This is a genomic window from Deinococcus phoenicis, assembly GCF_000599865.1.
Classification (GTDB): domain Bacteria; phylum Deinococcota; class Deinococci; order Deinococcales; family Deinococcaceae; genus Deinococcus; species Deinococcus phoenicis.
Genome location: NZ_JHAC01000035.1, coordinates 1 through 11,272, shown reverse-complemented (window position 1 = coordinate 11,272; position 11,272 = coordinate 1). Strand labels below are relative to the sequence as shown.

General features: G+C 71.4%; 10 protein-coding genes. 6 read left to right on the top strand and 4 right to left on the bottom strand.

The features are described 5' to 3' along the window. From DEIPH_RS11860 to DEIPH_RS11850, 3 genes are all read left to right on the top strand, one after another. The coding region (locus tag DEIPH_RS11860) for a CapA family protein (RefSeq protein ID WP_051517341.1) at nt 1–813 on the top strand (813 nt) is incomplete at its 5' end. After that, entirely contained in the window at nt 804–1,394 is a 591-nt protein-coding gene (locus DEIPH_RS11855) for a hypothetical protein (RefSeq protein WP_162834006.1), read from the top strand. The genes DEIPH_RS11860 and DEIPH_RS11855, both read left to right, overlap by 10 nt. A gap of 340 nt (nt 1,395–1,734) precedes the next feature. Beyond that, entirely contained in the window at nt 1,735–3,138 is a 1,404-nt protein-coding gene (locus tag DEIPH_RS11850; protein WP_034358304.1) for an RtcB family protein, read from the top strand. A gap of 329 nt (nt 3,139–3,467) precedes the next feature. Here the strand turns inward: DEIPH_RS11850 and DEIPH_RS11845 are convergent, their stop codons facing one another. The 3 genes from DEIPH_RS11845 to DEIPH_RS11835 form a co-directional block, all read right to left on the bottom strand. Then, nucleotides 3,468–4,316: a hypothetical protein gene (locus tag DEIPH_RS11845; RefSeq protein ID WP_034358302.1), complete on the bottom strand. Its 849-nt coding sequence runs from the start codon at nt 4,314–4,316 to the stop codon at nt 3,468–3,470. Between the two features lie 10 nt (nt 4,317–4,326). Continuing rightward, nucleotides 4,327–5,319, bottom strand: coding sequence for a UDP-glucose 4-epimerase GalE (gene galE, locus DEIPH_RS11840; RefSeq protein ID WP_034358299.1), 993 nt, complete (start codon nt 5,317–5,319; stop codon nt 4,327–4,329). Between the two features lie 80 nt (nt 5,320–5,399). Continuing rightward, a complete protein-coding gene (locus DEIPH_RS11835; protein ID WP_051517340.1) occupies nt 5,400–6,455 on the bottom strand; it encodes a LacI family DNA-binding transcriptional regulator in 1,056 nt (351 codons plus the stop codon). Nucleotides 6,456–6,536: 81 nt separating this feature from the next. Here DEIPH_RS11835 and DEIPH_RS11830 point away from each other — a divergent pair, with 81 nt between their 5' ends. Then, complete coding sequence (locus DEIPH_RS11830) at nt 6,537–7,733, top strand: MFS transporter (protein WP_034358297.1); 1,197 nt, start codon at nt 6,537–6,539, stop codon at nt 7,731–7,733. 37 nt (nt 7,734–7,770) lie between these two features. On the opposite strand, the gene DEIPH_RS11825 is transcribed toward DEIPH_RS11830, so the two are convergent. Continuing rightward, on the bottom strand, nt 7,771–8,994 hold the full coding sequence (locus DEIPH_RS11825; RefSeq protein ID WP_034358295.1) for a citrate synthase family protein: 1,224 nt from the start codon (nt 8,992–8,994) through the stop codon (nt 7,771–7,773). Between the two features lie 70 nt (nt 8,995–9,064). Between DEIPH_RS11825 and DEIPH_RS11820 the strand changes: the two genes are divergently transcribed. Together DEIPH_RS11820 and DEIPH_RS11815 are read left to right on the top strand one after the other, a co-directional pair. Further along, nucleotides 9,065–10,375, top strand: a complete 1,311-nt coding sequence (locus tag DEIPH_RS11820; RefSeq protein WP_034358294.1) for a beta/alpha barrel domain-containing protein — start codon at nt 9,065–9,067, stop codon at nt 10,373–10,375. Nucleotides 10,376–10,399: 24 nt separating this feature from the next. Beyond that, complete coding sequence (locus DEIPH_RS11815) at nt 10,400–11,200, top strand: polyphosphate kinase 2 family protein (protein ID WP_034358292.1); 801 nt, start codon at nt 10,400–10,402, stop codon at nt 11,198–11,200. The last annotated feature ends 72 nt before the right edge of the window (nt 11,201–11,272 follow it).

Genomic DNA, 11,272 nt, shown 5'->3' with positions numbered 1-11,272 from the left:
GGGCGGGAGGGTGCGCCGCCGATCTTCGCGCTGGCCGGGGACGTGAGCGCAGCGCGGGACGTGGCGACCGCGAACGCGGGACACTGGGACCGCGCCCTGGCCGGCATCCGGCCCGCCCTGGCCGCCGACGCCACCTTCGGCAATCTGGAATCACCCCTGACGACGGCAGCGCTCACCGGGAGCGGGTTGGATTTGCGGGCGGCCCCGGCAGGCGTGGCGGCCCTCGCGCCGTTCACGCATCTGGGCGTGGAGAACAACCACGCGGCGGACGGCGGGGCGGCGGGACAGGCCCAGACCCGGCGGACCCTGCGGGCGCGCGGCCTGGTGCCGGTCACGCGCGGGCTGACCCTCACGCACATCCGGGGCGTGCCGGTCGCGTGGGTCGCCTTCTGGGACGATGGCCGGACGCCCCCACCGCTGGCGGCCATCCGCGAGGGGGCGCGGCAGGCGCGGGCCGTGGTGGTGGGGGTTCACTGGGGGGCCGAGTACAGCCCGGTCACGGCGCGGCAACGCCGGCTGGCCCGCGAACTGGCGGCGGCGGGCGCGACCCTGGTGGTGGGCAGCGGGCCTCACGTCCTCCAGGGCCGGGAACGCCTGGGCCGGACCCTGGTGCTCTACAGCCTGGGCAACCTGCTGCTGGACCAGCCCTACCCCTCCGCGCGGCTGGGCGCGGTGGTGCGGGTGACGCTGGGGCCGGGTGGCCTGGACGCCTGCGCCGTGGCGACCCGCTACCGCGCGGGGCGGGTCAGCCGGGCCGGGCCGGACGAACGCCGCGCCGCCCTGGCCCGGCTGGAGCTTCCGGCGTGCCCGTAACGCGCCTGCTGCTTCCTCTGCTGCTGGCGGGCGCGGCGCTCGCGGGGGGAGGGGCGTCCGTCTGGCAGGTCCTGAACGCGGACGGGATTCCCCGGCCCGCCGCCCACGTCCGGCCCGCGAGGCCCTGCCCGCCCCTGCGCCTGCCCGCAGACTGGGACGTGCGCGCGCAGGCGTATGCCGACGTGACCGGCGACGGCACACCCGAATGCGTGCTGGCCGTCTGGCGGCCCTGGCGCGACTGGCCCACCCGCCGCTGGGAGTCCCGGCCCTCCCCCATCGTGGCGAACCGGGACGCGCGGGGCGACAGCGCGCATGTGCTGGTGCTGAAGCCGCGTCCGGACGGCACCTTCCGGCCCCTCTGGGGCGGGAGCGCCCTCTACCGGCCCGTCACCGCGCTGACCGTCCTGCCCGGTGGTCACCTGGTCACGTTGGAAAGCACCTACGCGCGGGGCCGGGACAGCGCCAGCACCGCCCTGAGCGAGTGGAGCTGGACCGGCTTCGGCTTCCGGCTGGAACGCCGCGTGCCGCTGGGTGCCCGGCACCTCGCCGCCGACGGTGCCGGATGGCCCGCCGTGCGCTGAAGCTGAACTGGCATAGAGCATTTGCCATAAGAATGCGGTGGTGTTCCGTGTTCGTTGGCCGAGCGGAGCGAGCGAATTCAGGAAGAGCATTGGGCAGAATGGAGGCACCTGGGGCGCCGTTCCCCGGGGGCCGTAATTCTGTCAAATGCTCTATAGGCCCTCCGTCACCTGGCCGATGCCCGGTGCCCGCCGCACACGGCAGAGTGAAGCCGAGTAAAGAAACGAAGGGAGGCGAACATGCCACGCGGACGCGAAGATAGACCGGAACACGCAGAAGAAGACCCAGGCGACCGGGGCGGCGGCGCACGCCTCTCCCGGTCCTCACCCACAGGGACCCCACATGAACGGAAAACAGATCACCAAACTGGGCTTTGAAAAGAAAGCCATCAAACTGGCCCTCACCGCCGCCGAGGTGCGCGGGGAAGCGGGCCTGAGCCGCACCGAGATTCTGGACGAACTCCAGGCCGTGCAGGCCAACCCGGAAAGCTACCTGACGGGCGGCGTGTATGCCGACCTGGCCGCAGAACTGCACAAGCAGGGGGCCGCACGGCAGGCCCGCAGGAGTGCCGACCTGCGCCCCACCCCTCTCCCCTACCGCGTGTGGGGCGAGGACCTGATCGAGCCGGGTGCCCGCACCCAGATGGACGTGGCGATGCAGCTTCCCATCACCCGCTCCGGTGCGCTGATGCCCGACGCGCATGTCGGCTACGGCCTGCCCATCGGCGGCGTGCTGGCGACCGAAGGCGCCGTGATCCCCTACGGCGTCGGCGTGGACATCGGCTGCTCGATGCGGCTGAGCGTGCTGCCGCTGAACCCGGGCAGCCTGAGTCCCGACGAGGCCCGCAAGCTGCTGCTCAAGCACACCCGCTTCGGCGCGGGCGTGAGCTTCGAGAAGAGTTTCCGGGGCGACCACGAGGTGCTGCACGAGGAAACCTGGCGCGCGCAACCGCTGCTGCGCCACCTGCAAGGCAAGGCCGCCGAGCAGATCGGCACGTCGGGCAGCGGCAACCATTTCGTGGAGTTCGGCACCCTCACGCTGCCGCAGGGTGACCTGGGCCTGGAGGCGGGCGAGTACCTCGCCGTCCTGTCGCACAGCGGGTCGCGCGGCTTCGGGGCACAGGTGGCGAACCACTTCACGCGGCTCGCGCAGGCTTTGCACCCCACGCTCGATCCCGCCGCCCGCAAGCTCGCCTGGCTGCCGCTGGACAGCGAGGAAGGCCAGGCCTACTGGCAGGCGATGAATCTCGCCGGGCGCTACGCCCTCGCCAACCACGACCTGATTCACGCCCGCCTGGCCCGTGCGCTGGGCGTGACGCCCGCTGCCAGCGTGGGCAACAGCCACAACCTCGCCTGGCAACAGCGGGTGGGCGAGCATGACCTGATCGTCCACCGCAAGGGCGCGACGCCCGCCGAACGGGGCCAACTGGGTCTGATTCCCGGCAGCATGGCCGACCCCGGCTTCGTGGTGCGCGGCCTGGGAAACGAAGGCGCCCTCGCCAGCGCCAGCCACGGCGCGGGCCGCCAGATGGGGCGCAAAGCCGCCGCGAATACCCTCGCCAAGCGCGACGTGCAGGCGTACCTGAAAGAGCGCGGCGTGACCCTGATCGGCGGCGGCATCGACGAGGCGCCGCAGGCCTACAAACGCATCGAGAACGTCCTGGCCCGCCAGAGCGACCTCGTGGAGGTGGTGGCGCAGTTCACGCCGAAGGTGGTGCGGATGGACACCGGGAGCGAGGACGTGTAGGAAGGTAAGGAACGACGGAGGAGGGGCAGCGGGAGCGTCCGCTGTCCCTCTTGCTGATGGGCACTACAGGCGGCAGAGCAGCCAGTCTGTCACTTCACGGAACGTCTCCTGCCGCCCCTCCTCCCCTTCCAGCAGCAGCTCCCACATCAGCGTCGATGGGAGCAGGGGGCGGTCATTCACAGCGGGGAGGGAGGCCAGTCAGTGCCGGAGCGCCCGCCGCTAGGACCGTGCAGCACCCGGCCCAGGGAGACAACGCCGCGCCACCTCCTGCGCGAGCAGGCGGCGGTGGAGGTCGTGTTGCACGAAGGCGAAGCAAGACATTCTGAACGTCAGCCCGGCGCGTTCCGGCGGTTCCGGAGGACGGCAACGCTCATGAGCAGGGCCGCCACGGGCACGGCCATCAGCACAGTGGCGCCGAACTGCACGCCGAAGGAGGACTGTTCCACCTTCGCGGCCGTCAGCAGCCCGAACAGGGCCAGCATGACCATCGCCAGCAGGCCCACCCCCAGGCGCTGCCAAAGCGGCTCCGCCGCCCCAGAGTGCAGCGACCGGGGCAACGTGAAGCACCCAGCACCCAGCAAGGCGACCAGCGGCCACCAGACGAGTTCAGGAGGAAAGACAAGATCGGCTCCGCCCTGTCCCGCCAGCAGCAGGAAGGCGGGCAGGCCCAGGCTGCCGAGCATACCCAGCCAACCCAGCCAGGCGACCTTCCGAAAGCTGGCCCAGAAGGCGCAGAGCCAGCCTACCCCGCCGGTGACAAGCACACCCAGCAGGCGGGCGAACCAGCCTGCCGCATCTGTTGCCAGGATCAGCCCGAGTTCTCCGGCCCGGGCCGGCCTGGGGGTGGGCGGCGTCGGCCACGTCACCCTGTCACCCTGGGCGGTCGTCACGGTGACAGCATACCCTTCCAGCGTTTCCGGGTGCAGCCTGACCACACTCTGCACGCCGTCCGGGGCAACCTCCGACAGCCCGGGAACCAGCGTCACGCAGGATTGCCCGTCCCAGTCGCCGGGAGGCTGATCACTCGGCCACGCGGACCGCCGTTGTTCCAGGGTTTCCACACAGGTTCGCAGGATGTTCTGGGCGGCGACCGCATAGGCCTGACGCTGCGCGGGCGTCCAGGCTGCCGCGCCCACCGCCACACCGCTCCAGGCCAGGAGGAGCCAGAGCGGGAACATCCTGCGCCGCTTACTGCTCGTACCCGTGCGGGTGCGTCCGGTGCCAGTTCCAGGCCGTCTGCACGATCTCCCTGAGGTCAGTGAACTGCGGCTTGAAGCCCAGGCCGTCCACGATGCGGTGGGCGTCGGCCACCAGCTGGGGCGGGTCGCCGGGGCGGCGGGGGGCGACCTCGCGGTGAAGGGGGCGGCCCGTCACGGCGTCCACCGCGTCGAGCACCTGAAGCACGCTGAAGCCGTGGCCCAGGCCCACGTTGTAGGTGGCGGCGTCCTGCTGCCCCCGCACCAGCGCCTCCACCGCCAGCACGTGCGCGTCGGCCAGGTCCAGCACATGGACATAGTCGCGGATGCAGGTGCCGTCGGGGGTGGGGTAGTCGTCCCCGAAAATCATCATCTTCTCGCGCTGGCCCAGGGCGGTCAGGCAGGCGAGTTCAATCAGGTGCGTCTTGCTCGGGTGGGCCTCCCCGATGCTCCCGTCAGGGGCCGCGCCGCACACGTTGAAGTAGCGCAGCACCGTGTAGGGCAGGCCGTGCGCCACGTGGAAAGCGTGAATCATCCGCTCGGTCATCAGCTTGGTCTCGCCGTAGACGCTCTCGGGGTGCAGCGGGGCATCCTCGGGAATCGGCACGGCGTCGGTGGTGCCGTAGACGGCGGCCGTCGAGGAGAACACCAGCGGCACCTTGCGCGTCTCCACGATGGCCTGAAGCAGATTCAGGCTGCCCACCACGTTGTTGCGGTAGTACCGCGCCGGGGCGCGCATGCTCTCGCCCACCTCGATCAGCGCGGCGAAATGGATCACCGCGTCGGGCTGGTGGGCCTCCAGCGCCGCCTTCACGCTGGGCGCGTCCAGCAGGTCGGCCTGAATGAGGGGCACCTCCGGGGGCAGCGCCTGGGCGTGGCCGCTCGACAGGTTGTCGAACACCACGACCTGATGGCCCGCCCTGAGCAACTGGCGTACCGTGTGCGACCCGATGTATCCCGCTCCGCCGACCACCAGCAGTTTCATGCACCCAGGATAAGCCGCCGGAACTGGGGAGGGCCGGACAGTCGGCCCGGACAGTTGGCTCAGACAGTCAGCCCGGAAGGTCAGTCCAGACGCGGCGCGGCGGCGCTGCCCCGCACGACCAGGCGGGTGGGCAAGTCCACATCCGGGGGCCGCTGGCCGTCCAGCAACGCGCGGAGGGCCAGCCCGACCCGCTCGCCTTTCTCGGCGGTGGGCTGCCAGACGGAGGACAGGTCCAGCGCCGCGCTGCTGGGCAGGTCGTCGAAGCCGATCAGGCTGAGGTCCTGGGGCACCCGCAGACCCAGCCTGTGCGCGGCGCGCAGCGCCCCCTGGGCCAGCACGTCGCTCATACACAGCAGGGCGGTGAGTTGCGGCTGGGCGCGCAGCAGTTCCAGGGCGCGGGCCTCGCCCTCCTGCGGGGTGTTGAGACCCGTGGCGGTCAGGTGCAGCGTGGCCCCCGGCGCCCCGGCACGGTACCCCTGGAGACGGCGGGCGGTGGTCCGGTAGGCGATCTGTCCGGCCGCCTCCAGCGTGAACGGTCCTCCCGCACGGCCCGGCCCGACTTCCAGCGTCAGCACCCCGATCTCGCGGTGGCCCAGGGCGTGCAGGTGGGCGGCGGCCTCGCGCGCGCCGGTCAGGTCGTCCAGGGTGACGCTGGCGGTGCCCGGCTGGGCGTTCTGCTCGACCAGAACGGTCGGCAACTGCCGTGCCAGCACGGCGCGCAGCAGCTCGCTGCCCTCGGCGGAACAGGACACGATCAGACCGTCCACGCTGGCGGTGCGGACGGGTGCGGTGTCCTGAACGCAGGAGAGCAGCAGCAGATTCAGCCCCGCCCCCTGGAGGGTCTGCGCCACGCTGCCCAGAAACAGCGCGGCGGCGGGGTCCGCGAAGGCGTAGTCCAGCGGCGCGTCGTACACCACCCCAATCACCCCGGTCCGGCCCCGGCGCAGGCTGCGGGCCAACGGGTCCGGGCCGCTGTAGCCCAGGTCGCGCGCCGCGCCCAGCACCCGGTCCCGCAACTCGGGCGAAAGCTGGTCGGGCCGGTTGTAGGCGTTGCTCACGGTCGCGGGCGACACGCCCAGCCGGGCAGCCACGTCACGCAGGGTGACGCGGCGGGCGGGCGGCTTGGCGGGGGGCATGGGGAGATGCTAGCGTATGTTCCGCATGTCTGAATCGTTTCAGATCCGCCTTGCTTCTCCTTTTCCCGAGGTTTCCCGGCCATGACCGATACCGCGCAGTCCCTTTCGCCGTCCCGGCGGGCAGACCAGGCCCGCCACGCCGTGAGCGCCATCTTTCTGGTCAATGGTGCCCTGTTCGCCACCTGGGCCGTCCTGATTCCCAGCGTGCGCGACCGGCTGGGGCTGAACGAGACGCAGGTCGGGCTGGCGCTGCTGGCGGTGGGCCTGGGCGCTCTGTTCAGCATGCCGCTCACGGGGGGGTGGACGGCCCGCTTCGGCAGCGACCGGGTCACGCGGGCCGCGGTGGTGGCGTGCATGCTGGCCCTCGCCCTGCCGTTCCTGATGCCGGACCTGCTCACCCTGATGCTGGCGCTGGCGCTGCTGGGGGCCATCAACGGCGTTCTGGACGTCGCCATGAACGCGCAGGGCGTCACGGTGGAACAGGCGCTGAAACGGCCCATCCTCAGCCGCCTACATGCCTACTTCAGCCTGGGCGGGGTGCTGGGGGCGCTGCTGGGGGCGGCGTTGCTGGGCCGGGTGCCGGTGCTGGCACACGTGGGGCTGGTCGTGGGCGTGACCACCCTGACCGGGCTGATCGCGGGCCGCCAGCTGCTGCCCGACCCGCCTGCCGCGAGGCCAGAGGCGGAGGAGGCGGCTCCGAGGGCCCGTGCGCCCCTCAGCCCCGCCGTGCTGCTGCTGGGCGGCCTGTGCTTCCTGGGGATGCTGGCGGAGGGGGCCAATTACGACTGGGCGGCCCTGTACTTCCGCGACGTGCTGCACGCGGCGGGCGGCAGCGTGGGGCTGGGCTACACCGCCTTCGTGGCCGCCATGACCCTGGGCCGCTGGTTCGGTGACCGCGTCCGCACCCGCCTGGGCGACGAGGTGACCGTGCGCGGCGGGGCGCTGCTGACCGCCCTGGGGCTGGGCCTCGCGCTGCTGGTGCGGGACCCGCTGCCCGCCACGCTGGGCTTTGCGCTGTCGGGGCTGGGCCTCAGCAACGTGGTGCCCGTGCTGTACGGGGCCGCCGGGCACGCTCTTGCCGGTCGGGGGATCGCCCAGGTCGCCACCATCGGCTACGCCGGATTCCTGCTCGGTCCTCCCTTGATCGGCTTCATCGCGGGACACGTCGGGCTGCCCGCCGCGCTGGGCGTCGCGCTGGCCGGGGCCGTGCTGGTGGCGCTGCTGGGTGGACGCGCCTTCGCGCTGGCACGGGCCAAGCGCCGGGCAGAGGCGGCGTAGGGCGGGACCCCCCTGCCGCGCGCCTCAGGCCCTCACTTCACTCCTCCGACCGGCCCACGTACCGCGCCCGGGGCCGAATGAACTGCCCCCCGGTCCGCGCCTCGATGGCGTGGGCCAGCCAGCCGGAAGTGCGGCCCAGTACGAACAGGGTGACGGCGTCCTGCGCGCCCCGGCCCAGCGTCCGCGCCAGGGCGGCCAGGGCCAGATCGACGTTCGGGGCCTCGCCCGTCTCCCCGCGCATCCGGTCCACGAGCGCAAAAGCCGCCCGCACGGCGGGGGCCTCAGGCCGGGCCGCCTGTAGCGCGGCCAGCAGGGCACGGCCACGCGGGTCGCCCACCGGATAGAGGGGGTGCCCGAAGCCGGGGGGGTGGGCATGGCGGCGCGTGGCTTCCCGCAGGGCAAGCTGGGGACCGCTGTCCAGCGCCCGCTGCAAGAGGTCGTGGGCGGCCGCACTCGCCAGACCGTGCTGCGTGCCCTGCACCGCGCCCAACGCCGCGAGGGCGGTGTGGTGCAGGCTGGCTCCTCCCCCCGCCGCCACCCGCGCCGTGAACGCGCTGACGTTGAGTTCATGGTCGGCGAGCAGCACCAGCGCGCGGCGCAGCAGCTCAGCCCCAGCCGCGTCCACGCCCCAGGCGCGGGCGAGCCGCGCGTGCAGCGGCAGGTCGGGAGCCGGGGGCACCCCCTCCTGCCGCTCCAGCGTGCCGTACAGCAGGCTCAGCACGCGGGCCGCACCGGCGGGCAGGGCCGCTGGCCGGGTATCCAGCGCGGCCAGATCGTGTGCCCCCGCGTGAACGAGCGCGAAGCCCAGGGCCTCCAGCGGGGTGTCCGCGCGGGGCAGCGGCGCAAGCGTCAGCCGGGCACGCAGGGGCAGCCGCGTCCAGCCCCCTGCGTCCCCCGTCCACAGCAGGGCAGCGACTTCCTCGACCGTCGCGGTTTCGGCCAACCGCGTCACTTCTCGTCCCCGGTAACTCAGCCGACCGTCCGCGATATGGGTCAGGGCGCTGTCCAGCACGGGCAGCCCCCAGGCCAGGGCACCCTGCACCGCCTCCTCGGCGGCGGCTTCCGGGTTGCGCCTCACCCCCTGGCGCCGCATCAGCTCCTGCACATCCTCCGCGTGGTAGCGCCGCTCACGGGTGCCGGCCGGACCGGGTTCGCTGCGGATCAGCCCACGCGACACATAGGCATAAAGCGTGGCGGGCTTGACGCCGAGCAGCGCCGTCGCCTCGGGGGTGCTCAGGGTGCGGGCAGGTCCAGAGGGCATCTTTTTCCAGACTAACATTGATCCAGCAATCAAGATTGACGACCCTCACGGGCAGGGCTACCGTGCAGCCATGACCCCTGCCCTCTCCGTGACCGATGTGCCGCAGGCCGAGCTGTTCCCGGACGCCTTCCCCCCGCACGACTTTCCGCAGGTGGTCTGGGCGCCGGGGAGCAGGCCCGCCACCCTTCCGCCTGTCGCCTGGACCACCGAAACCACCCACCGCGACGGGCAGCAAGGCGGCCTGCCCCTCACGGCGGCGGATGGCCTCGCGATCTACGACCTGATGGGGGCCTTTACCGGCACCTCGGGGGCGATTCGGCAGGCCGAGTTCTTCGTGTACCGCCCCGCCGACCGCGTAATGCTGGAAGGCGCGCTGGAGCGCTGGCGGTCCGGGCATCCCGTCGAGCCGACCACCTGGATTCGCGCGACCCGCAAGGATGCCGACCTGGTGGCGGGTCTGGGCGTCCACGAGACGGGGATGCTCGCCAGCGCCAGCGACTACCACACCTTCCACAAGTTCACCCCGGGCGGCCGTGCCCAGGCGGCGCGGACCTATCTGGACGCCGTGCAGGCCGTGCTCGACGCCGGACTCTGTCCCCGCCTGCACCTGGAAGACGCCACCCGCGCGCCCCGTGAGTTCATCCTGCCGTTCGTGGCCGCCGTGCAGGACCTGGCCGCGCCCTACGCCGAGGCGCAGGCCCCCAAGTTCCGCGTCTGCGACACGGTGGGCGTCGGCCTGCCCCTGGAAGGTGTGGCCTGGCCGCGCAGTGTGCCCGGCATGATCCGCGAACTGCGCGCCGCCGGTGTGCCCGGCGAGCGGCTGGAATTCCACCCCCACAACGACACGCATCTGGTGGTCGCCAACTGCCTGGCCGCCGTCCTGGCCGGCTGCGCCGCCATCAACGGCACCTTGCTGGGCAAGGGGGAGCGCACGGGCAATGCCCCCCTGGAGGGCGTCTTGCTCCACCTGATCGGCCTGAAGCTCCTGCCCGGCCAGCCCGATTACCTGGCGCTGAACGCTCTGGCCGACCTGTATGACCGCCTCGGGCAAGGCGTTCCGGCCAAGTACCCGCTCTATGGCCGCGACGCGCACCGCACCCGCGCCGGCATTCACGCCGACGGGCTGAACAAGTTCTGGCCCATGTACGCGCCCTTCGATGTGCCCCATCTGCTCGGACGGCCCCTCGACCTCAGCCTCACCAAGGACAGCGGCCTGGCCGGGCTGATCTTCCTGATCAAGCAGCATACGGGCACCGAACTGGGCAAGGAGCATCCCGGTCTGCACGCCCTGCACAACGACCTCACCGCCCAGTTCGATGCGGGTCGCCAGACAGCCGTCGAGTGGGAGGAGGTGGAAGAACGCGCCCGCGCCCTGGTGTGAGAGAAAGGCGTGTTAGCCTCTGCCATGAACCCCGACCCCTACCGTGTTCGCCCGGATCGCGCCGTTCAGCTCAGCGACTGGAACACCGACGACCATGGCGGCCTCAGCAAACAGGAGGGTGAGGCGCTCCTGCCCGGCCTTCAGACCCGCCTCGCTGATCTTCAGGAGCGCCTCTACGCCGAGGGACAGCAGGCGCTTTTGATCGTGTTGCAGGCCCGCGACGCCGGTGGGAAGGACGGGACCGTCAAGAAGGTGATCGGGGCCTTCAACCCGAATGGCGTGCAGATCAGCAACTTCAAGGTGCCGAGCGAGGAGGAACGCGCCCACGACTTCCTGTGGCGTGTCCACGCCCGTGCGCCCCGCCTCGGCATGATCGGCGTCTTTAACCGCAGCCAGTACGAGGACATTCTGGTGACCCGCGTTCACGGCCTGATCGACAAGCAGCTGGCCGAACGCCGCCTGCAACATATCCGGGCCTTCGAGTCCCTGCTGACCGATTCGGGCACCCGGATCGTGAAGTTCTACCTTCACATCAGCCGGGAAGAGCAGAAGGAGCGTCTCCAGGCCCGCCTGGACGACCCCAGCAAACATTGGAAATTCAACCCCGGCGACCTGGAAGAACGTGCCCATTGGGACGACTACACCGCCGCCTACGAGGACGCCCTGACCACCAGCACAGCCGCCGCGCCCTGGTACGTGATCCCCGCCGACCGGAAATGGTTTCGCAATCTGCTGGTCAGCCAGATTCTGGTGAACACGCTGGAGGAGATGAATCCGCAATATCCGGTCGCTCCTTTTGATGCGGCCACCCTCAAAATCGAGTGATGAGCCAAAGAAAAGCCCCCACCTTCTGAGAAGGTGGGGGGAAGTGGAGCGGGAGACGAGATTCGAACTCGC